This window comes from Pannonibacter sp. SL95, from assembly GCF_026672425.1.
Lineage (GTDB): Bacteria > Pseudomonadota > Alphaproteobacteria > Rhizobiales > Stappiaceae > Pannonibacter.
Genome location: NZ_JAPPRC010000003.1, coordinates 155,047 through 174,976, shown reverse-complemented (window position 1 = coordinate 174,976; position 19,930 = coordinate 155,047). Strand labels below are relative to the sequence as shown.

The following is a 19,930-nucleotide window of genomic DNA, read 5'->3' as shown; positions in this document are numbered from 1 at the left end:
ACAAAACCTGTTCAGGGGAACATCAGTGGCGGAGTCCGGACCATGGACCACAGCAGCGTCAGACTTGACGGGGCACGAAAGAGTTTTGCCTCACCGGAAGGAACTCTGGTAACGGCCCTGGCCGGTATCGACCTCGGCGTCAAACCCAGCGAATTCCTGACCCTTCTCGGCCCTTCCGGCTGCGGCAAGACCACCTTGCTGCATGCGATTTCCGGCTTCGTCGAGTTGGATGCGGGGCGCATCTTCATCGATGGCGAGGACATGACGCACAGGCCGCCCAACAAGCGGCCGGTGAACACCGTGTTCCAGAGCTATGCGCTGTTCCCGCATATGAGTGTGGGCGACAACGTCGGCTACGCCCTCGATATCGCCCGTGTTGCCCGGCCCGAGCGCAATGCCCGCGTCGGGGCGGCGCTGGAGATGGTCGGCCTTGGCGGGCTGGAAAAGCGCCTGCCGCGCCAGCTGTCCGGCGGCCAGCAGCAGCGCGTCGCCCTCGCAAGGGCCATTGTCGCCCGGCCGAAGCTGCTGCTGCTTGATGAGCCCCTGTCGGCACTGGACCGCAAGCTGCGGCAGGCCATGCAGATCGAGCTGAAGACACTGCAGCATGAACTGGGCATCGCCTTCGTCTTCGTCACCCATGACCAGGAAGAAGCGCTGACCATGTCGGACCGGATCGCCGTCCTGAACGGCGGTGAGATCCAGCAGCTGGCCAGCCCCGGTGAGGTCTACAATCGCCCGGCCAACGGGTTTGTCGCGTCCTTCATCGGCGCCAGCAATCTCTTCACCGGCAGCGGATCGGGCAGCGGGGCCGAGACCATCGTCCGCACCAGCGCCGGCCTGACGGTCCATGCCCGCATGGCCCTGCCCTCGAGCGGACCGGTGACGGCGCTGATCCGTCCGGAACAGTTTGCACTGGCGCCGGACAGCGGCACCCACGGCCTGTCCGAGCTGCCGGTGAGCATCGACCAGGTGGTGTTCATGGGCATGGTGTTCGAAATCCACGGCCGCACGGACGATGGCCAGAAGGTGGTCGCGACGCTGCCCGCCTCGCAGCAGTCGCGGATCGCGGAAGCCGAAGGGCGGCGCCGCGCAGTGCTGACCTATGACCCGGCATCGGTGCATCTGTTCCCGGCCGTCAGCGAGGCGGCATGAGCACGCTGAAGGCCCGCAAACGGCAGCAGCTTGCGCTGTTGCTCGGGCCCGTCACGCTGTTTCTCGGGATCTTCCTGCTGCTCCCGCTGGCGATCATGGTCGTCTACAGCTTCCTCATGCCGGGCCTCTACGGCGGGGTGGAGTGGACCTACTACCCGCACAACTACGGCCGCATTCTTGGCTTTGCCGATCCGGAGTTCGAGGTCTTCGATCCGGTCTATCTGTCGATCTTCGCGCGCTCGGTGAAGATTGCGCTGATCACGGTCGCCTTAACGCTGCTGGTCTGCTACCCGGCCGCCTTCCAGATCGCCGCCCTTCCGGACCGCTGGAAGAACTTCGCCCTGTTCCTGATCACGCTGCCGTTCTTCGCCAGCCTGATCGTGCGGCTGTTCATCTGGGTGCTGATCCTGCGTCCGACCGGCTTCATCAACGAAACGCTCGGCGCGCTGGGGCTCATCGACCGTCCACTGGATCTTCTCTACACCGAAGGCGCGGTGATCCTGGGGATGGTCTACATCTACATCCCCTTCATGTTCCTGCCGCTCTATGCAAGCGTCGAGAAGCTCGACTGGACGCTGATCCGCGCCTCGCAGGATCTGGGCGCCGGCGCGTTCGACACGTTCCGCCGCATCATCCTGCCGCTGACCCTGCCGGGCATTGCCGGCGGCTGCATCATCGTCTTCATCCCGGCGCTTGGAAACTTCATCGTGCCGGCCGTTCTGGGCGGGGCAAAGTCGATGATGCTCGGCAATCTGATCGAGCAGCAATTCCTGGCTGCCCGCAACTGGCCCTTCGGCTCGGCGCTCGCCATGCTGGTGATGGCCGTGGTGCTGGTGCTGCTGTTCATCGCCATCCGCCAGGAACGGGCCGATCAGCCCGGTTCCGGCCACGCCTGAGGGAGAGGACCCATGTTCAGACACCTCGGGACAAAAGCGCTGCTGGCTTTCACCGTCCTCTTCTTCGCCTTCATCTATGTGCCGATCGCGCTGATCGTCATCTATTCGTTCAACTCGGATCCGGTGAACATGATGCGCTGGTCCGGCTTCACGCTGGACTGGTACCGGCAGATCCTGGGGCTTCGCAACGCTGCCTCGGAGGCCGCGCTCTACATCGAGACGACGGAACAGCTGCTTGCGGCCGTGAAGAACAGTTTCATCGTCGCCTTCGCCACAACCGCGATCTCGACCGTGCTGGGCACCAGCGCCGCGATCGCGCTCTACCGCCACCCCTTCGCGGCCCAGCGTTTCTACCGGGTGCTGCTGTTCGTGCCAATGTTGATGCCAGACATTGTTCTCGGCATTGCCTTGCTGATCTTTTTCGTCGGCATCGGCGGACAGCTCGGGCTCGGCACGATCATCACCGGCCAGACAACGTTCCTCACGTCGTATGTCTTCATCGTCGTCTCGGCCCGGCTCGCCGGCATGGACCGGAGCCTCGAACAGGCATCGGCGGACCTTGGCGCCAGCGAGTGGACGACGTTCCGCCGCATCCTGATCCCGCAGCTGATGCCGGGGATCCTGGGCGGCGCGCTGCTCGCCTTCATCATCTCGATGGATGATCTGGTGATCACCTATTTCATCTCCGGCACCAACACGCAGACCCTGCCGATCTACATCTTCGGCATGCTGCGGCGGGGCATCAAGCCGGAGGTCAATGCGCTGGCCGTGATGATGCTGGTGTTCTCCTTCGCCATTGCCTTCGCCGGGCTTTACCTGCGCAACCGCAAGCGCTGAACCACAAAGACGTTCCAAGGGAAACGCCCCATGACCCATACCGCGTCTTCCGCGCCCCGCAGCCCCCGCGCGCGCGATCTTGGCCTCGACCTGCCCGGAACGCCTGGCCCTTTCAACGCCATCACCGATGTGCCGGGCGTCGAGGTCGGATTCCGCACCGTGATTGAGGATGCCCCGCGTCCCGGACGCCGCCGGCCGGTGCGCAGCGGCGTGACCGCAATCCTGCCACGCCCGCGTGAGGCCGATCCGTCACCGGTCTATGCCGGCATTCACCGCTTCAACGGCAATGGCGAGATGACCGGCAGCCACTGGATCGAGGATGGCGGTTTCTTTGTCGGTCCGGTGCTGATCACCAACACCCATGCGGTCGGCGCGTGCCATCAGGCCGCGATCCGCTGGATGCTGGAAAGCCATCCTGAAACCTACAATGCGGGCGACCATCTCTGGCTGATGCCCGTCGTCGCCGAGACCTATGACGGCGTACTCAACGACATCAACGGCCTGCCACTGACAGAAGCCGATGCCCGGGCGGCGCTGGACGCGGCCCGGCCAGGGCCGGTGGCCGAAGGAAATGTCGGCGGCGGCACGGGCATGATCGCCTATCGCTTCAAGGCAGGAACCGGCACCGCCTCGCGCAAGGTGACCTTTGACGGCACCGACTTCACCGTCGGCGTGCTGGTGCAGGCGAACCATGGCATCCGCGAGTGGTTCTCACCGCTCGGCGTGCCGGTTGGCCGGCACATGCCGATGGCAGACAGCGACGGCCCGGAAGACCACGAGCGCGGCTCGATCATCATCATCATCGCCACCGACCTGCCGCTCGCCCCGCATCAGCTGAAGCGTCTGGCCCGGCGCGGGGCACTCGGCATCGCGCGCGGCGGCACCGCCGGCGGCAATTCCTCCGGCGACATCTTCCTCGCCTTCTCGACGGCCAATGCCCGGCCGCTGCCGCACAAGGCCCCGGCCCGCTACGCGCTGGAGATGGTGAACGACGACCTGCTCGATCCCGTCTATCAGGCGGCGGTCGAAGGCGTGGAAGAGGCCGTGCTCAACTCCATGATCGCAGCGCGCGACCTGGGTGGCACCGAACACGACATCGCACTGGTGAAGGCGATCGACCACGATGCCTTGGTGGACGTCATGCGCCGCTATGGCCGGGTGAAGGACTGACGTCCGCGCAACAGAGGTTCTAGTCCGGAGCATCACCGGACGAGGCCAGCGCGACGGACTTCAGCACCACGTGGCAGGGCTCACCGGGTGCAAGGCCCAGCGCAAGGGCAGAACGTTCGGTCAGGGACGCAAGCAGCCGGTCGGAACCAAGCTGCAATTGCACCAGAACCCGGCCCGGTCCGGCAGGCTCAAGCCCCAAAACCTCAGCCGGGAGGATGTTGAGCGCGGAGAGGCCGACGGGTGCCTGCCGCGACAGGATCACGTCTTCGGCCGAGATGCGCAGGCGCACGGCAGATCCGGGAGCAGCCGTGAGGCGCGGCAGCAGCAGGGTGCCTGCCGCGATGCGGACTTCGGTCAAGCCGTCGGCTGTATGGCAAAGCACGATGCCTTCCAGCAACGCGCCAGACCCGGCAGCGCCCAGCGTTCCGGCCGCCAGCGGATCTGACAGGACGGCGGAAGCTGGCCCTGCGCGGACCACCCGGCCCGCATCCAGCACCACCACATGCGCCGCAAGACGCGTGACTTCGGCCAGCGAGTGGCTGACATAGAGGATCGGCACCTCGCTTTCGCGGGCAAGGTGTTCGAGATAAGGCAGGATTTCCGCCTTGCGAGCCTCGTCCAGCGCGGCAAGCGGCTCGTCCATCAGGAGGAGACGCGGGCGCGCGAGCAGGGCCCGGCCAATCGCCACGCGCTGCTTCTCGCCGCCGGACAAGCTTGCCGGCGCACGGTCAAGAAGGGCCGCAATCCCGAGAAGGTCGACCACCCGCGACAACTCTGTCGCCGTGCCACCGCCGGTAAACCAATGGCCGTACAGGAGGTTCTGGCGGACGGAGAGATGGGGAAACAGGCGACCCTCCTGGAACACATAGCCCATGCGCCGCCGATGCACTGGAACCTCGATCCGCCTGGCCGTATCCAGCAACTGCGCATCTGCGAGCGTGATCTTGCCTTCATCCGGCCGCAGCAAACCGGCAACGGCCTGCACGATGCTGGTCTTGCCGCAGCCTGAGCGCCCGAACAGCGCTGTTACGCCTCCCGGGCTGCGGAAGGCGACATCGAGGTCAAATCCGGCAAAGCGGTGCTTGAGGCGGACATCAAGCGTCATCGTCCGGAAATCCTCCGCGCCACACGCTGGGCGACCACCTCCGACAGGAGCAACGCCAGCATGGCGATGGACACCGAAATCAGCACCAGCCGGAAGGCAGCCGCATCGCCGTCAGGAACTTGCAGGAAGGAATAGATGGCGGAGGGGAGTGTCTGGGTTTCCCCCGGGATGTTGGACACAAAGGTGATGGTGGCACCGAATTCGCCCATCGCCTTGGCAAAAGCGAGAATGGCGCCAGCAACGATGCCCGGCAGGATCAGCGGCAGGGTAACCGTCAGGAATACCCAGACCCGCGACGCACCGAGCGTGGCTGCCGCCTGTTCCAGCTTCGGATCCACGGCCTCGATCGACAGCCGGATCGCCCGGACCATCAGCGGAAAGGCCATGACCCCGGCAGCCAGCGCCGCCCCGGTCCAGCGAAAGGCAAAGACGATGCCGAAGGCCTCGTACAGGAACGAGCCGACCGGCGCCTTGCGTCCGAAGGTCAGCAGAAGCAGATAGCCGGTCACAACCGGTGGCAGGATCAGCGGCAGATGCACAAGACCATTGAGCAGCTGGCGTCCGGGAAACCGGCCCCGCGCCAGCGCCAGCGCGACAAGAATGCCCAGCGGCAGGCTGACCAGCGTGGCCCAGAACGAAACCCGGAGCGACAGCACCACAGCCTGCCATTCCTCCGCACTCAGCCACCCTGGTTCCATGCGCCTGTCAGTTCCTCACTTGCCCAGAACCTTGAAACCCTGCCGTTCGAAGGCGGACCTTGCTGCCTGACCCTGAAGATAGGCAAGGAAAGCCGCAGCGCCGTCTTTGGCCTCAGCCGTCAGGGCTGCGGGATAGACGATAGGATCATGGCTGCTGGGTGGGAAGGTGCCAACGACGCTGACGTTCTTTTCGGCAACAGCATCTGTCGCATAAACAATGCCAAATGGCGCTTCGCCCGCCGCAACCAGCGCCAGTGCCGCGCGGACATTGTCCGATTGAGCCACCTTCGCTTCAACCGAGGGCCACAGGCCAAGCGACGTCAGCGCTGCCTTGCCATAGACGCCCGCCGGAACGCTGTCCACCAGCGCCATCGCCAGCCTGTTGTCACCCAGGAGCGCGGCAAGATCGAGCTTGCCTGTGATCTCGACCTTCGGCGCATCGGCCCCATGCGCCACGAGAACCAGCGTGTTGCCAAGAAGGTCGACACGGCTGTCTTCCTTGATCAGCTTGGCCTTGGCGAGCTTGTCCATCCAGTCAGTGCTGGCCGAAATGAAAATGTCTGCCGGCGCGCCTTGCTCGATCTGCTTGGCCAGCGCCGAGCTGCCGCCATAGGAAACGATCACCTTGTCGGAGCCACCCGCCTGATACGCCACAACGATGTCGTCCAGCGCTGTTTTCAGCGACGCGGCCGCAAAGACAGTGGTTTCCGCCGCCTGCGCAGCTGGAACAGGCACCAGGTTGATCGTGACGGCAAGGGCTGCTGCTGCAAAGACGGCATTGAGCGTCTTACGGCCAAGGAACGAGGTGATGTCAGGAAGCGGGCGCATGAAATCCTCCGCATGCGTTATATCCGACCGGAAACATCGCAAGCCGGCCGCCGCTGCGCAAGCGTTATTTCTCGTCAGACATATCCCGTAGCAGCGAGCGGATCGTGTCGATTTCGGAGGACCCGGCTTCCGCGATCCGGTCTTCCAGCTTGCGGTACTCCGCAAGGACGCGCTCGCCTGTGGCGGTCAGCTGGGCGCCGCCGCCTTTTGCCCCGCCCCGGGAGCTGTCGACCAGCGGCTCACGGAAAGCGGCGTTGAGATGCTCGACCAGCATCCAGGCCCGCTTGTAGCTCATGTTCATGCGCCGGCCCGCCGCTGCAATCGACCCTTCCTCGCGGATGAACTCAAGCAGCTCGACCTTGCCAGGCCCAAGCATGGCGTCGTCGCCAAAGACAAGCCGCAGGCGCAGTTTCGGCCAGGGCGCAGACGCGGGCTCAGGTGCGGGCATGGGCGATGGGCTGGTCATGACTATCTGCTTTCATTGCCTGGGGCAGGACGACGCTGGAACCACTCACCAGACTTTCACGGTGAGGTGTAGATCCGGCAACTGGGCAAACTGTCTGGAATGCACCATATCTGGGTCATTGATGACGGAGGTTTGAACATGGCGCAGTACAAGAAGTCCGAAGAAGCCATTGCCCGGCTGTCACCGGAACAGTATCGCGTAACCCAGCAAAGTGGAACCGAGCGTCCCGGTACTGGCGAATATCTCTACAACAAGGAGCCAGGGATCTACGTCGATATCGTCTCTGGCGAGCCACTTTTTGCCTCTTCAGACAAATACGAATCCGGGTGCGGCTGGCCGAGCTTCACCAAGCCGATCGAGCCGGCGCATGTGACCGAACTCACCGATACCACGCATGGCATGATCCGCACGGAAGTGCGCTCCGCCCACGGCGACAGCCACCTCGGCCACGTGTTCCCGGACGGCCCGCGCGACCGCGGCGGCCTGCGCTACTGCATCAATTCGGCAGCCCTGCGCTTCATTCACCGCGATGACATGGAACGCGAGGGCTATGGTGCCTATCTCGACCAGGTGGAGGACATCTGACATGAGCGAAACTGCAATTCTCGCCGGCGGCTGCTTCTGGGGCATGCAGGACCTGATCCGTAAGCTGCCCGGCGTGCTGGCGACCCGCGTTGGCTACACCGGGGGCGATGTGCCCAATGCGACCTACCGCAACCACGGCACCCATGCCGAGGGCATCGAGATCGTGTTCGACCCGGCGACGATCAGCTACCGCAGCCTGCTGGAATTCTTCTTCCAGATCCACGACCCGACCACGCGGAACCGCCAAGGCAACGACATCGGCCTGTCCTACCGCTCGGCGATCTACTACGTCGACGAGACGCAGAAGCAGGTCGCACTGGACACCATCGCCGATGTCGATGCCTCCGGGATCTGGCCGGGCAAGGTGGTGACGGAAGTCGAACCGGCTGGCCCCTTCTGGCAGGCCGAGCCTGAGCACCAGGACTATCTGCTGCGTTACCCCAATGGCTACACCTGCCATTTTCCGCGTCCCAACTGGGTTCTTCCCCGACGGGCAGCGGCCGAGTAACCCGACTGCTGGCAAGTTTGATCGACGGAATTAACGCTGCGTTCATCAGCGCAACCGATTGCGGGTGCGCTGATGGCGCCAGATGGACTTGCGGGCGTGACCAGCTGGCGAAGACGCCTTAGATTTGATGAGAATTTTAGGGATCGGATCGTCCGCATGACGCACGCCACATTCGTCTTCGACAACAGCTATGCCCGTGACCTCGACGGCTTCTATGTGTCGTGGCAGGGCGATGTCGCCCCGGCTCCGCGCCTTCTGAAGCTCAACCGCGCCCTGGCGCTGGAGCTTGGTATTGATCCCGACGGCTTGAGCGACGAGCAGGCAGCGCGGCTGTTCTCCGGCAGCCAGATGCCCGAGGGCGCAGCGCCGCTGGCGCAGGCCTATGCCGGCCACCAGTTTGGCGGCTTCTCCCCTCAGCTGGGTGATGGGCGAGCCTTGCTGATCGGCGAGGTGATCGATCGCAACGGACACCGCCGCGACATTCATCTGAAGGGCTCGGGCCGTACTCCATTCTCCCGCGGCGGCGATGGCAAGGCGACCATCGGCCCGGTGCTCAGGGAATACATCATCGGCGAGGCAATGCATGCCCTCGGCATTCCCACGACGCGGGCACTGGCGGCGGTCGCCACTGGCGAACAGGTGCTGCGCGACACGATCCTGCCTGGGGCCGTGTTGGCCCGGGTGGCGTCCAGTCACATCCGCGTCGGCACGTTCCAGTTCTTTGCGGCAAGATCCGAAGTCGGACGTCTGCGCCAACTGACCAGCTATACGATTGCCCGTCACGATCCCGACCTTCTGGAGAACGGCGACATCACGGGCACGGCGGTGCTCGGGTTCCTGTCCAGGGTGATCGAGCGGCAAGCGAAGCTGGTGGCGCAATGGATGCTGACCGGGTTCATCCACGGCGTCATGAACACGGACAATATGACCGTCTCTGGCGAGACCATCGACTACGGTCCTTGCGCCTTCATGGAAGCCTACGATCCGCGAACCGTATTCAGTTCGATCGACACCCACGGCCGCTATGCATTCGGCAATCAGCCGGCCATCGCCCAGTGGAACCTTGCCCGGCTTGCCGAGGCATTGCTGCCCCTGATCGATGACAACGAGGCCGCCGCAATCGAGCGGGCAACCGAAGCGATCAACGGTTTTCCGGTGCGGTTCGAAGCGGCTTGGGCCGCCGGCATGCGCGCCAAGATGGGGCTGGAGAGTGCGGAGGACGGCGATGCAACGCTGGGCGCTGAGCTGTTGAGCTGCCTGCAGGCGAGAGAGCAGTCTCCCGCGCTCGACTATACGCTGGCGTTCCGACGGCTCGCCGCCGTGGCTGGCGGGCTGGCCGACCACCCCGGTCCGACCGGCGAAGACGGCGCGCGCTTCAAAGCCTTCACGCAGGCCTACAAGGCGCGGCTTGACCGGGATGCCATGCCGGCAGAACGGCGCATAACGGCAATGCTTGCCGTCAATCCGCTGTACATCCCACGCAATCACGAGGTCGAGGAAGCTCTGGCCGCGGCGGTCGCGGGCGATCTTGCGCCGTTCAACCGTCTGCTGGATGTACTGTCCGATCCCTTCACTGAGCGCGCAGGTCTTGAGGCCTTCGCTGCACCGGCACCAGCAGACTTCGGCCCGTATCGTACGTTCTGCGGCACCTGATCGACGAAGCTCTGTGACGCGTACCGCAGCGGCGTCCTGTCGACGATCTGTGATAAAACGGACATGCTGCCATCTGGTCGTTCGCGTAAGGTCAGTGGACCGTCCCCCCGCGCAACGGAGCGACTGACGTGACACGTCCGGCAATTCTACTATTTGGTCTCGCCTGTCTGCTGATGGCGCCCCTTAGCATCGCGACTGCGCAAGAGACACGGAGCGAGCGGGTCGAATTCGCGCGCGGCCAGTCCTCGGCCGAAATTGCCGGGCGCCTGCGTGGCCGGGAAAGCATCGACTACGTTCTGAACGCCCGTGGCGGGCAACGGCTCAGTGTCGACCTCAGCGCGGACAACGCCTCGACCTATTTCAATATCCTGCCGCCACGTGGCGACACCGCGATCTTCATCGGCCCGTCAGAGGGCAACCGGTTCTCCGCCGTCCTGCGGCAGAGTGGTGACTATCGCATTCAGGTCTACCTGATGCGCAACGCGGCCCGGCGCGGCGAAACAACCCGGTTCACCCTGTCAGTGGCGGTGCGCGGCGACGGTCCTGCCCGTCCGTCCCCGGAAATCGGAGGACGCGGCAGCTGGGTGGTGACGGGCCTGCAGCCCGGCGACAGGCTGAACATGCGTGCAGGTCCAGGCCAGCGCTTTGCCGTGCTCGAAGAGCTGCCGAACGGGACCCTGCTGCGCAATCTCGGCTGTGAGGCCGGCGGACAGACAGAGTGGTGCAAGGTTGCGCTCGGCAACGACGAGGGCATCAGTGGCTGGGTGAACCGGCGGTTCATCGCCGAAGTCCGCACATCACCCGCCCAGCCGCCGCAGCCAGCGCCGCAACCCGACTTCGCCGATGGACTGGCCGGCGGCCCAGACTACTGGATGGTGACCGGCCTGTCCGGCGCCGACACCCTGAACATGCGCAGCGCACCCGGCGCAGGCAATCCGGTCGTCGGCCAGCTTGCCAACGGCATGGTGGTGCGCAACCTGGGATGCCGGATGGCCGGTGGTGGCCGCTGGTGCCAGATCGCGACAGGCCTGGATGAACGGATGACCGGCTGGGTCAGCGGGCGCTTTCTTGTGGAGGCCGGGTCACCTGCCGGCCCCGGCGCGCCGGTGCCCGTGCAGCCACAACGCCCGCGGCCCCCGCAGGAGATCACCGGCCTCTTGCCCTGCGCAACCGCGCTTGGCCAGCCGACGGGAACCTGTCCGTTCCGGGCGCAGCGCGGGGAACCTGGCAACGCGGCAGTCTGGATCTCGCTGCCATCGGGGCGCGAACGCTTCATCGAGTTTCGTGGCGGCCGGGTGGTGGCGACAGATCCAGGACTGAGTTTCGCGGCCGAACGAGTCGGCGACCTGACACTGATCCGGATTGGCGGCGAACGCTATGAGATCGCCGACGCCCTGCCGTTCGGCGGCTGACGAAAGCGTTGTGTCTCTTGCACAAAAGAAAGGCCCGGCACGCGGCCGGGCCAGGTTCGACGGGAGGGACCAGGCTTGTTGAGGGACAGGCGGTGTGGGGCCGCCTCTCTCAGCGCACTGGTTCGTGTGCGCCCTTCGCCGTGTGTGGTTCAGTGGAACACTGACACCACCTGCGTCAGGCGAGCAGACCGATGCGGGAAACACCGCTCCGGCCAGCGTTCAATCCTTCTCCAAGCCACGGCCATCGCGGCGTGACATCAGGCCAGCGCATGCGGTTTGTCGCGCGCGAGCGTAATGTTGAAACGACGCACCAGCGCAGATCCGTCCGAGCGGAAAACATGGCAACAGGCAGGGTCGATGCCGATATTGACCGGTTTGCCACGGGCGAGATCTGCCAGCCCACCAGCCACGAGATTGACCGAAATGCCACCTTCGGCATCGGCGTAGCAGATCGACACATTGCCAAGCCGCTCGATCACTTCAGGAATGACCTGGATACCGGGGGCATCTGAGGGAAGCAGGTCATCCGGGCGGATACCGACCGTCAACACCTCACCGGCAGCGACCACGCCGTCGACGGGAACGACCAGCTCCAGCCCGTTGAACAGGCGCAGCTGCACACCGGCCTCGGTCGTTCCGACGCCCGTTGCCGGCAGGAAGTTCATCTTCGGATTGCCGATGAAGCCGGCGACAAACTGGTTTGCCGGCTTGTGATAGAGTTCGAGCGGCGTGCCGACCTGCTCGATCACGCCCCCTTGCAGAACCACGATGCGATCCGCCATGGTCATGGCCTCGACCTGGTCATGGGTGACGTAAATCATCGTGTTGCCGAGCTGGGCATGCAGGCGGGAAAGTTCCAGGCGCATTTCGGCGCGCAGAGCCGCGTCAAGATTGGACAGCGGTTCGTCGAACAGGAACAGGCGCGGCTCGCGGACGATGGCCCGGCCGATGGCGACGCGCTGGCGCTGGCCGCCGGACAGCTGGCCGGGTCGATGCTCCAGCCGCGTGGTCAGCTGCAGCACCTCGGCCGCCTGACGGACCCGACGATCAACTTCGGCCTGCGGTGCCTTGGCGACGCGCAAGGGGAAGGCAATGTTTTCGTAGACGGTCATATGCGGATAGAGCGCATAGGACTGGAACACCATGGCAATGCCGCGCTCGACCGGCGCCAGATCATTCACCACCCGGCCATCGATCTCGATCGTTCCGCCGCTGACGTCCTCAAGGCCTGCAATCATGCGCAGGAGCGTGGACTTGCCGCATCCAGACGGTCCGACGAAGACGACGAACTCCCCGTTGGCAATGTCGAGCGTTGCGCTCTTGATGACTTCGGCCGACCCGAAGCGCTTCACAAGGGCGTTGAGTTTGAGCTGTCCCACCTGTTTCTCCCGTGATGGGACGGGAAGCAGAGCCTCCCGTCCCGGTCCGATTCCGGATCAGTTGTTGAGGTCGGCAAGCGCCTCGGCAGCCTTCTTGACCGCGTCCTTGGCAGCAACCTCACCAGTCACGACGGACTGGATCGCCTCGTTCATGGCGTCCTGCATGGCAATGTAGTCGACCATCAGCGGCTCCGGGCCACCGGTCGGGATGGCATCGATGAACACGCTCCAGGACGGATCCTTGGCGACGATGTCCTTCACGCCTGCAACATTGCGGATCGGGGTCCAGCCACCGGCCACGTCGATCTCGAACTGGCGCTCGGGCGTGGTGAGATACTTGGCAAGGCTGAGGGCTGCGTCCTCGACGCCCGTGCCCTTGAACACGACGATGCTGTCGGTGATGAGCAGGGTGGACTTCTTGCCGCTCGGGCCGGCCGGGATCATTTCAAGGCCGAAATTGACGTTGCCGGCCTTCTTCCGGCCCCAGCCGCCGTTGGTGTACATGGCGATGGCACCTTCGGCGAAGAGAGGCTCGAGCTTGGCGCGGTCATAGGCGACCGGGCCCGGCTGGGCATACTTGGCCAGCTCGCCGTAGAACTCGAGTGCCTCAACGTTTTCCTTGCTGTCGAAGGTGACCTTGCCTTCGGCATCAACGACGCTGCCGCCGTTGGAATAGAGCCAGTTCAGGAACTCATGCATCGTGTTGTCGAACGAGGCGGCCGGAATGCCGAAGCCTGCGGCGCCGGTCTTTTCCTTGATCGCCTTGGCAGCAGCGAGCACTTCCTCGAAGGTCTGCGGGCCCTTGTCGGTCGGCAGGCCAGCCTTGGCGAAGAGATCCTTGTTCCAGTAGAGCGCCTTGGTGGAGAAGGCGCGCGGCAGGCCCCATTCCTTGCCATCGAAGGAGACGGTGGCCAGAACCGACGGCTCGTAGGAGGACTTTTCCTCTGCCGACAGGCTGACCGGGACAATCATGTCGGCTGCGCCCAGCATCCGCACGGTGCGCGAGCCCATGTAGGCCAGAGCGGGGGCATTGCCGGCACCGGCGAGCGTGGTGGCGCGCTCCTGGCACTGGCCCCAGGGCAGGTATTCTTCAGCGACCTTGAAGTTCGGGTTGGCCTTTTCCCATTCGGCAATGTGCTTGGCCTGGACAGGAGCGGTCGGATCATCCTTGCCGCCGCAGTTGATGAAGGTGAGCGTGGTCTGCGCCTGGGCCGCAAAGGCGACGCCGGACAGGACGCCAGCAAGCAGGAGCGTCTTGAGTTTCATTTCATCCTCGGAAAGTTGACCATTATTCTTTCACCGCGCCGGAGGTCAGCCCGGCGACGATGTGTCTTTGCAGGAACAGATAGACGAGGAGCACCGGCAGGATTCCTGTCAGGCTTGCGGCCATCAGTTCATTCCACAGCACGCGTTCGCGGCCGAAGAATTGGTAGAGTCCCATGGGCAGCGGGTTGTATTCGTCGACCGCGTTGAAGGTCAGGGCGAACAGGAACTGCTGCGCATAGGCGGCGATGAACGTGGTGATGGCGACGACCATGATGCCTGGCAGGGACACCGGCAGGATCACGCGCCACAGGGTGTAGAGACGCCCGGCGCCATCGACATAGGCCGCTTCCTCCAGCTCGCGCGGGATGCGCAGGAAATAGCTGCGCATGAGGAAGATGCCGGTGGGCACGGAGAAGGCAGCACCCGGAATGATCATCGCCAGATAGGTGTTGAGCAAACCGGCCGAGAGCATCAGCTTGTAGAGCGGAATGATCAGCACGGCGGCGCCGATCATGTTGATGCCGAGGAAAGCGGCGAGGATGGCGTCGCGGCCAAAGAAGGTGAAGCGCGAGACCGCATAGGCAGCCGGGATGATGCAGGCGAGCGCCAGCACCGTCACTGACACGGCAATGAAGAAGCTGTTGAAGATGTAGAGCGGCAGGTCCGGCACACTGCTCCACATCGCGACATAGGCATCAACGCTCATGTCGTCGGTGAAGAAGCGATAGGGAATACGGAAGATCATCTCCAGCGGCCTGAGGCTGACCATGAAGGCTTCCAGGAACGGCGCCAGCAGGAAGATGAGTGTGAGCAGGATGCCGGCGTAGATGAGGACCAGCTCGTACCAGCGGTAGCGGTCAATCATGGGTGCCTCCCTTCCGCGTCAGACGCAGCAGCAGGTAGACGTAGACAGAGGTGAAGGCCGACAGGAACAGGAGGATCAGCACCGCCCGCGCCGCGCCTTCGCCGTAGCGGAAGCGGCTGATCGCGGTCTTGTAGGTGTCGATGATCATTGTCGTGGTGGCCCCGCGCGGACCGCCCTCGGTGAGGATCCAGATGATGTCGAAGCTGTTGAAGGTCCAGATCGCCGACAGCAGCGCCATGGTGGCGATCGACGGTAGGAGCAGCGGCAGCGTCACCCGCCGGAACCGGTAGAGGCGGCTCGCGCCGTCCACCCAGGCAGCCTCGTAAAGTTCCTTGGAAATGCCCTGCATGGCAGCCAGGAAATAGAGCGAGACGAGCGGAACGCCGATCCAGACATCCGTGACGACCGTGGCGATGAACGAGCTGGTGCTGTAGGCCATGAACTCGAAGGGTTCGCTGATCAGACCGAAGCGCTGCAGCAGGCCTGAGATCATCCCGAACTGGCCATTGTACATCCAGCTCCACATGAACACGCCGATGGCGATCGGCACGATCCAGGGCGGCATCACCAGGATGCGGAACAGCGCGCGACCGGGAACGGCGGCGTTCAGCAGCACGGCCACGAGCAGGCCGAGCAGGATCTTCAGTGACACAGACAGCGACGCCCAGAGCAGCGTCCGGCCGATGATCTCTTCAAAGCCGCTGCGAAAGATCTTCGCGTAGTTGGCAAAGCCGACATAGGTAGTGACCGGCTTCATCGAAGCATCGGTGAAGGAGAGCCGGAATGTCTCCGCCAGCGGCCAGGCCACGATGGCAAGGGTCAGCGCCAGCGCCGGCAGCAGGAGAAGATAGGGGAAGAGATCACGCCGGCGGGTCATGCGGCCTTCCCTGCCAGCGCGGCATCGAAGTCCTGCCAGAAGCCGGTGAGGTCGACAACACGCCCCTCGCGCCGGGCCTCATCCATGGTGAGCGCGGTGACACCCGCCTCCAGCGCATCGATCACGGACACAGGCAGGCTGGTCTCTTCCCCGCGCACATAGGCGAGGATGTCGCGCGCCATGGCGACATCGGCGCCATAGTGATGGGCATTGCCGCCGCTGCCGAGTTCGACCAGCTCTGTCAGCCGTTCGCCGCTGTCGGAAGCAGTCACGCGGAAGGAGTTGCGGATGAAATCTCCTTCCGCCATGCCATCGCGCCCGACGACGCAGAAGCGACGGAACTCGTCCGGGACATTGAGGTTGGTGTGGAAGGCCATGGTCGCGCCATTGGCGTAGGACACGATGGCAGTCTGGTAGTCGACGAGATCACCCTCACCGGAAAAGGCGTCGGTGGTGCCGTTCCAGCGCGGCGACATCACCGTCAGATAGGACGGATCCGTCGCCGGGCGGTGGGCCGGCAGGAACTTCTTGCGACCACCGAAGCTGGCGATCTGCACCGGGCGTGCACCGACCACGCCCTGGTAGAGGTCGAGGTCATGGCAGCACTTCTCCAGCATGAAGCCACCGGACAGCGCCGAATCGCGCCGCCAGTCGCGCATGAAGAACGACCCGTGATAGGGAGCGATGTGCTCCGACGCCTCAATCGACATGATTTCGCCGATCTGGCCATCCGCCTGAGCCTTGCGCAGGGCGCGGTAGAGCGGGGCATAGCGCAGCACAAGCCCGACCACCAGCCGGCGCGCACCATCGTGCTTCGCCATCAAGCGGGCGATCTCAAGCGTTTCGGCCTTGCTGATCACCACCGGCTTTTCGACAAAGATGTGCTGGACGTCAGTCTCAAGCGCTTCGCGGATATGGCCGAGATGGAGATGATTGGGCGAGCCGATCATGATCATGTCGAGCTTTTCGGCCGCATAGAGGCTCGGCGCATCGGCGTAAGCCTTGGCAGACATGCCCAGCGCCGTCAGTTTCTCAACACGGTCCGCGCTCGGATCCACATAGGCGACCACCTGAAAATCCGGCGCAACCGACACAAAGTCGGCCATCAGTTTCGCCAGACGCGCACCCAATCCGATTACAGCGACCTTCATTCCACCCTCGCAAAGCTGCAAAAAGCCCAAACACACCAAGAACCATCTTGATATTTGTGCAGGGCACAAGCCTCCCCCTGGAGAAAGTTGAGTCAAACCAACACAGATTTTAGGCGTGCGCAACTAATTTTTTTGTTGCAGCTAAAAATTTTAGTTTCTATTTTAGCCAAGCAAAAATTCATACCACCCCTTTCGATCTCAATCGACAGGCGGCGGGCTCAACAGGCGGAGACCATGGCAGGACAGGTGCGAGACATTCTGGCGGAGATCGAGGCAAACTATGCCAAGCTCACACCCAAGCTGCGCGGGATAGCCGACTATGTCCGCTCCGAGCCGGAATCCTTCATTCGCCTGACCTCCCGCGAGATCTGCGCTGCGCTTGGAACGAGCGAGCCAACGCTGATCCGCTTCTGCAAGGACTTCGGGTACAGCGGCCTGGCCGAGTTCCGGATCGATCTGGCCCTTGCCCTGGCGGGCGCCAGCGGCAGCGAACCACGCTTCATCGAGCCCGTCCTGCAGGACCGCCGGACGATCAATCTGGAGAGCAAGCGCCGCATTGCCCGCGCTGCCGCCCCGTTGATCGCCGGCGACAAGGCGATCCTCATCGACAACGGCTCGACCGTGGAACTGCTCGCAGCCCTGCTGGACAAGGCGGATCCGCTGACGGTGATGACCACGGACCTGAACGTGGCCCAGACGCTGATAAGCCACGGCCGTCACGACGTTATGCTGACAGGCGGACGGATCCGCCCCAATGCAAGATCCCTCACCGGGCGGCTGGTGGAATCCTCGCTGGCCGGCATGCGCTTCGACACCTTCATCATGGGCGCAACCAGCCTCGATCCAATCAACGGCCTCTCCACATTCCGCGAGGATGAGGCGCACCAGACCCGAGCCATGTCACAGGCGGCCGAGCGCGTGATCGTTCTGGCCGACCGGTCGAAATTCATGAAGCCGAGCCTGCACCGGATCTGCACCTGGGAAGAGATTGACGTGCTTGTCACCGATCTCGACCCCGAGGATCCCGTCGCCACGACCATTGCGGACCTCGGGGTCCAGCTCGTCTTTGCCAAGGACAAGGAAGCCGCAGAATGACCGAACTCTCCCGATGGCACACCTGGCGCGAGATTCACGCGCAGCCGGACATCTGGCGCGGCTTCGCCGATGAACTGGCCAGCCAGGCACGCGAGATTGCCGGGTGGATCAACCGCCGCGGCATCGATGAGGTCTGGCTGTGCGGCGCGGGAACCTCGGCCTTCATCGGCCAGATCCTCGCCGCCGAAATGACAAATGGTCCGCGCCTTGTGGCGGTGGCCACCACGGATTACGTGGCCGCACCAACGACGATCCGCCCGACGGGCAAGCGCCTGCTGGTGGTGCAGTTCGGCCGCAGCGGCGACAGCTCGGAAACGGTCGGCATGCTGGACCTGATGGACCAGCTGTTGCCCGAGGCCGACCGGCTGCACATCACCTGCAACGCTGACAGCGCCCTGGCGACCCGGGCAGCTCCCGGGCCCGGCGAACAGCGCGTGCTGGTGCTGCCCGAGGCAACCCATGACCGCGCCTTCGCCATGACTTCCAGCTTCTCCACGATGCTGCTGTCGGCCGCCGCGATCCTGGGCCACGGGAGCGTTCCGGCACAGATTGCGACACTTGCAACGGAGCTGGAGAGCATTCTCGGCCGGGCGGCGAAATTGGATCAGCCACGACCGGAACGGGCAATCTTCCTCGGCTCCGGCGCGCTGACCGGTGCAGCCCGGGAATGCGCCCTGAAGGTGCTGGAGCTCACCGCCGGCCAGACCATGACGCAGTGGGACAGCACACTCGGCTTCCGGCACGGTCCGAAGGCGGCGATCACGCCGGGCAGCGACATCTACGTGCTGCTGCACCCCGATCACCACACCGCGCGTTATGACGCCGACATTGCCGCCGAGATCCGCCGGCAGTTTCCGGACAACAGGGTGCTGACGATTGGTCCGGCCGGAGATATCAGCATTGCCGGAACAGGCGTCGCGGCTGTCGATGCCGTGCTCTATGTCGGCGTTGCGCAGGTTCTGGCGACCCGCTGGTCGGACAGCCTTGGTCTCAACGTCGACAACCCGTTTGCCGGCGGTGCGCTCAGCCGCGTCGTCTCCGGCGTGAAGCTTTACGCGCTCGCCCGATGATCTGCGGCGGCATCGACGTTGGCGGCACGAAGATGGAGGCGCAGCTCTTCGATGAAGGGATGCGCCTCGTCGCAAGCCGCCGCAGCCCGACACGGCACGAGGATTTCGACGCCTTCATCGCGGGTCTCGCAGAGGAGGCGCGCTGGCTGATCACCCAGTCCGGCCGCGCCGACCTGCCGATCGGCATCGGCCTGCCCGGCATCGTCGACCCGATGAGCGGGGCCTCGACCGCCTCGAACATCCCGACCTCGGGCCGCGACATTGCCGCCGCGCTGCAGGCAAGCGTTGGCCGCAGCTTCATTTATGGCAACGACTGCGCGTCCTTCGCGCTGTCGGAAGCCAATGGTGGTGCAGGCGAGGGATTCCGCTGCGTGGTCGGGCTGATCATCGGCACCGGCGTCGGCGCGGGGATTTCCATCAACGGGACAACGCCACCACGGCACAACCAGCTGGCCGTCGAGATCGGGCATGTCGGCATTCCCGCACGCACGCTCCGCCGGCACGGCCTGCCGGAGTGGCGTTGCGGCTGCGGCCGGAGCGCCTGTTTCGAGCCCTACATGTCGGGCAAGGGGATTGCGAACCTTGCCCGCTGGAAACTGGGGGAAGAGGTGAGCGCGGCCGAGATTGCCGCCCATCCGCGCGGCGGCGAGGTGCTCGACATCTGGGCCGATGTGACGGCGGAGGCGCTGGACACGCTGCAGCTGCTGTTCGACCCGGACTGCATCACCTTCGGCGGCGGTGTCTCCCGCCTGCCCGACCTCACTGCGCGGCTGGAGCAGGCACTGCTGCGGCTGCGCCTCGGCACCAGCCGGCCCCCTGCCCTGCGCATCGCCCAACATGGCGACAGCTCGGGCGGACGCGGCATGGCGCTCATCGCTCTTCGCGCGGCCTCAAGCCCTTCGGCCTGAACGCCCGCC

General features: G+C 64.4%; 20 protein-coding genes. 11 read left to right on the top strand and 9 right to left on the bottom strand.

Going from position 1 to position 19,930, the window contains the following annotated elements:
- Positions 1 to 42 precede the first annotated feature (42 nt).
- The 4 genes from OVA12_RS01430 to OVA12_RS01415 are packed head-to-tail and all read left to right on the top strand — an operon-like array spanning position 43 to position 4,055.
- A complete protein-coding gene (locus tag OVA12_RS01430) occupies positions 43 to 1,152 on the top strand; it encodes an ABC transporter ATP-binding protein (RefSeq protein ID WP_268133850.1) in 1,110 nt (369 codons plus the stop codon).
- Positions 1,149 to 2,048, top strand: a complete 900-nt coding sequence (locus OVA12_RS01425; protein ID WP_268133849.1) for an ABC transporter permease — start codon at positions 1,149 to 1,151, stop codon at positions 2,046 to 2,048. Before OVA12_RS01430 ends, OVA12_RS01425 begins: the two co-directional genes overlap by 4 nt.
- A 12-nt stretch (positions 2,049 to 2,060) precedes the next feature.
- Positions 2,061 to 2,885, top strand: coding sequence for an ABC transporter permease (locus tag OVA12_RS01420; protein WP_268133848.1), 825 nt, complete (start codon positions 2,061 to 2,063; stop codon positions 2,883 to 2,885).
- Positions 2,886 to 2,915: 30 nt separating this feature from the next.
- On the top strand, positions 2,916 to 4,055 hold the full coding sequence (locus OVA12_RS01415; protein ID WP_268133847.1) for a DmpA family aminopeptidase: 1,140 nt from the start codon (positions 2,916 to 2,918) through the stop codon (positions 4,053 to 4,055).
- A 19-nt stretch (positions 4,056 to 4,074) separates the two neighbouring features.
- Here the strand turns inward: OVA12_RS01415 and modC are convergent, their stop codons facing one another.
- The 4 genes from modC to OVA12_RS01395 form a co-directional block, all read right to left on the bottom strand.
- Entirely contained in the window at positions 4,075 to 5,160 is a 1,086-nt protein-coding gene (modC, locus tag OVA12_RS01410; RefSeq protein ID WP_268133846.1) for a molybdenum ABC transporter ATP-binding protein, read from the bottom strand.
- A complete protein-coding gene (gene modB / locus OVA12_RS01405; RefSeq protein ID WP_268133845.1) occupies positions 5,157 to 5,858 on the bottom strand; it encodes a molybdate ABC transporter permease subunit in 702 nt (233 codons plus the stop codon). Before modB ends, modC begins: the two co-directional genes overlap by 4 nt.
- A gap of 15 nt (positions 5,859 to 5,873) precedes the next feature.
- Positions 5,874 to 6,686 carry a molybdate ABC transporter substrate-binding protein gene (gene modA / locus OVA12_RS01400; RefSeq protein WP_268133844.1) on the bottom strand — a complete coding sequence of 271 codons (813 nt, stop codon included), beginning with the start codon at positions 6,684 to 6,686 and terminating at the stop codon, positions 5,874 to 5,876.
- Positions 6,687 to 6,750: 64 nt separating this feature from the next.
- On the bottom strand, positions 6,751 to 7,152 hold the full coding sequence (locus tag OVA12_RS01395; RefSeq protein ID WP_268133843.1) for a winged helix-turn-helix domain-containing protein: 402 nt from the start codon (positions 7,150 to 7,152) through the stop codon (positions 6,751 to 6,753).
- Positions 7,153 to 7,290: 138 nt separating this feature from the next.
- Here OVA12_RS01395 and msrB point away from each other — a divergent pair, with 138 nt between their 5' ends.
- The 4 genes from msrB to OVA12_RS01375 all read left to right on the top strand — a co-directional run bounded on the left by msrB (position 7,291) and on the right by OVA12_RS01375 (position 11,310).
- Complete coding sequence (gene msrB, locus OVA12_RS01390) at positions 7,291 to 7,737, top strand: peptide-methionine (R)-S-oxide reductase MsrB (protein WP_268133842.1); 447 nt, start codon at positions 7,291 to 7,293, stop codon at positions 7,735 to 7,737.
- Position 7,738: 1 nt separating this feature from the next.
- Positions 7,739 to 8,245: a peptide-methionine (S)-S-oxide reductase MsrA gene (gene msrA, locus OVA12_RS01385; RefSeq protein ID WP_268133841.1), complete on the top strand. Its 507-nt coding sequence runs from the start codon at positions 7,739 to 7,741 to the stop codon at positions 8,243 to 8,245.
- A gap of 156 nt (positions 8,246 to 8,401) precedes the next feature.
- Positions 8,402 to 9,898, top strand: coding sequence for a protein adenylyltransferase SelO (locus OVA12_RS01380; protein WP_268133840.1), 1,497 nt, complete (start codon positions 8,402 to 8,404; stop codon positions 9,896 to 9,898).
- 128 nt (positions 9,899 to 10,026) lie between these two features.
- Complete coding sequence (locus OVA12_RS01375; RefSeq protein ID WP_268133839.1) at positions 10,027 to 11,310, top strand: SH3 domain-containing protein; 1,284 nt, start codon at positions 10,027 to 10,029, stop codon at positions 11,308 to 11,310.
- A gap of 257 nt (positions 11,311 to 11,567) precedes the next feature.
- Here the strand turns inward: OVA12_RS01375 and OVA12_RS01370 are convergent, their stop codons facing one another.
- From OVA12_RS01370 to OVA12_RS01350, 5 genes are read right to left on the bottom strand one after another with little or no spacing between them, the layout of a single operon-like run.
- Complete coding sequence (locus OVA12_RS01370) at positions 11,568 to 12,689, bottom strand: ABC transporter ATP-binding protein (RefSeq protein ID WP_326493878.1); 1,122 nt, start codon at positions 12,687 to 12,689, stop codon at positions 11,568 to 11,570.
- A gap of 57 nt (positions 12,690 to 12,746) precedes the next feature.
- Positions 12,747 to 13,955, bottom strand: a complete 1,209-nt coding sequence (locus tag OVA12_RS01365) for an ABC transporter substrate-binding protein (RefSeq protein ID WP_268133838.1) — start codon at positions 13,953 to 13,955, stop codon at positions 12,747 to 12,749.
- A gap of 22 nt (positions 13,956 to 13,977) precedes the next feature.
- The gene (locus OVA12_RS01360) at positions 13,978 to 14,820 is read right to left on the bottom strand and encodes a carbohydrate ABC transporter permease (RefSeq protein ID WP_268133837.1); all 843 of its coding nucleotides are present in this window, start codon (positions 14,818 to 14,820) and stop codon (positions 13,978 to 13,980) included.
- Positions 14,813 to 15,697 carry a carbohydrate ABC transporter permease gene (locus OVA12_RS01355; protein WP_268133836.1) on the bottom strand — a complete coding sequence of 295 codons (885 nt, stop codon included), beginning with the start codon at positions 15,695 to 15,697 and terminating at the stop codon, positions 14,813 to 14,815. The genes OVA12_RS01360 and OVA12_RS01355 overlap by 8 nt, the downstream gene beginning before the upstream one ends.
- On the bottom strand, positions 15,694 to 16,848 hold the full coding sequence (locus OVA12_RS01350) for a Gfo/Idh/MocA family protein (protein ID WP_268133835.1): 1,155 nt from the start codon (positions 16,846 to 16,848) through the stop codon (positions 15,694 to 15,696). The genes OVA12_RS01355 and OVA12_RS01350 overlap by 4 nt, the downstream gene beginning before the upstream one ends.
- A gap of 234 nt (positions 16,849 to 17,082) precedes the next feature.
- Between OVA12_RS01350 and OVA12_RS01345 the strand changes: the two genes are divergently transcribed.
- Genes OVA12_RS01345 through OVA12_RS01335 form a run of 3 tightly spaced genes read left to right on the top strand, consistent with a single transcriptional unit; the run spans position 17,083 to position 19,921 of the window.
- On the top strand, positions 17,083 to 17,943 hold the full coding sequence (locus tag OVA12_RS01345; RefSeq protein WP_268133834.1) for a DeoR/GlpR family DNA-binding transcription regulator: 861 nt from the start codon (positions 17,083 to 17,085) through the stop codon (positions 17,941 to 17,943).
- On the top strand, positions 17,940 to 19,013 hold the full coding sequence (locus tag OVA12_RS01340) for an SIS domain-containing protein (RefSeq protein WP_268133833.1): 1,074 nt from the start codon (positions 17,940 to 17,942) through the stop codon (positions 19,011 to 19,013). Before OVA12_RS01345 ends, OVA12_RS01340 begins: the two co-directional genes overlap by 4 nt.
- Complete coding sequence (locus tag OVA12_RS01335) at positions 19,010 to 19,921, top strand: ROK family protein (protein WP_268133832.1); 912 nt, start codon at positions 19,010 to 19,012, stop codon at positions 19,919 to 19,921. The genes OVA12_RS01340 and OVA12_RS01335 overlap by 4 nt, the downstream gene beginning before the upstream one ends.
- Positions 19,922 to 19,930: the final 9 nt, after the last annotated feature.

What these genes read in the sequence shown, in the direction of transcription:
- OVA12_RS01430 (WP_268133850.1), top strand. Translation starts at nt 43, where the DNA reads ATGGACCACAGCAGCGTCAGACTTGACGGGGCACGAAAGAGTTTTGCC.
- OVA12_RS01425 (WP_268133849.1), top strand. Translation starts at nt 1,149, where the DNA reads ATGAGCACGCTGAAGGCCCGCAAACGGCAGCAGCTTGCGCTGTTGCTC.
- OVA12_RS01420 (WP_268133848.1), top strand. Translation starts at nt 2,061, where the DNA reads ATGTTCAGACACCTCGGGACAAAAGCGCTGCTGGCTTTCACCGTCCTC.
- OVA12_RS01415 (WP_268133847.1), top strand. Translation starts at nt 2,916, where the DNA reads ATGACCCATACCGCGTCTTCCGCGCCCCGCAGCCCCCGCGCGCGCGAT.
- modC (WP_268133846.1), bottom strand. Translation starts at nt 5,160, where the DNA reads ATGACGCTTGATGTCCGCCTCAAGCACCGCTTTGCCGGATTTGACCTC.
- modB (WP_268133845.1), bottom strand. Translation starts at nt 5,858, where the DNA reads ATGGAACCAGGGTGGCTGAGTGCGGAGGAATGGCAGGCTGTGGTGCTG.
- modA (WP_268133844.1), bottom strand. Translation starts at nt 6,686, where the DNA reads ATGCGCCCGCTTCCTGACATCACCTCGTTCCTTGGCCGTAAGACGCTC.
- OVA12_RS01395 (WP_268133843.1), bottom strand. Translation starts at nt 7,152, where the DNA reads ATGACCAGCCCATCGCCCATGCCCGCACCTGAGCCCGCGTCTGCGCCC.
- msrB (WP_268133842.1), top strand. Translation starts at nt 7,291, where the DNA reads ATGGCGCAGTACAAGAAGTCCGAAGAAGCCATTGCCCGGCTGTCACCG.
- msrA (WP_268133841.1), top strand. Translation starts at nt 7,739, where the DNA reads ATGAGCGAAACTGCAATTCTCGCCGGCGGCTGCTTCTGGGGCATGCAG.
- OVA12_RS01380 (WP_268133840.1), top strand. Translation starts at nt 8,402, where the DNA reads ATGACGCACGCCACATTCGTCTTCGACAACAGCTATGCCCGTGACCTC.
- OVA12_RS01365 (WP_268133838.1), bottom strand. Translation starts at nt 13,955, where the DNA reads ATGAAACTCAAGACGCTCCTGCTTGCTGGCGTCCTGTCCGGCGTCGCC.
- OVA12_RS01360 (WP_268133837.1), bottom strand. Translation starts at nt 14,820, where the DNA reads ATGATTGACCGCTACCGCTGGTACGAGCTGGTCCTCATCTACGCCGGC.
- OVA12_RS01355 (WP_268133836.1), bottom strand. Translation starts at nt 15,697, where the DNA reads ATGACCCGCCGGCGTGATCTCTTCCCCTATCTTCTCCTGCTGCCGGCG.
- OVA12_RS01350 (WP_268133835.1), bottom strand. Translation starts at nt 16,848, where the DNA reads ATGAAGGTCGCTGTAATCGGATTGGGTGCGCGTCTGGCGAAACTGATG.
- OVA12_RS01345 (WP_268133834.1), top strand. Translation starts at nt 17,083, where the DNA reads ATGGCAGGACAGGTGCGAGACATTCTGGCGGAGATCGAGGCAAACTAT.
- OVA12_RS01340 (WP_268133833.1), top strand. Translation starts at nt 17,940, where the DNA reads ATGACCGAACTCTCCCGATGGCACACCTGGCGCGAGATTCACGCGCAG.
- OVA12_RS01335 (WP_268133832.1), top strand. Translation starts at nt 19,010, where the DNA reads ATGATCTGCGGCGGCATCGACGTTGGCGGCACGAAGATGGAGGCGCAG.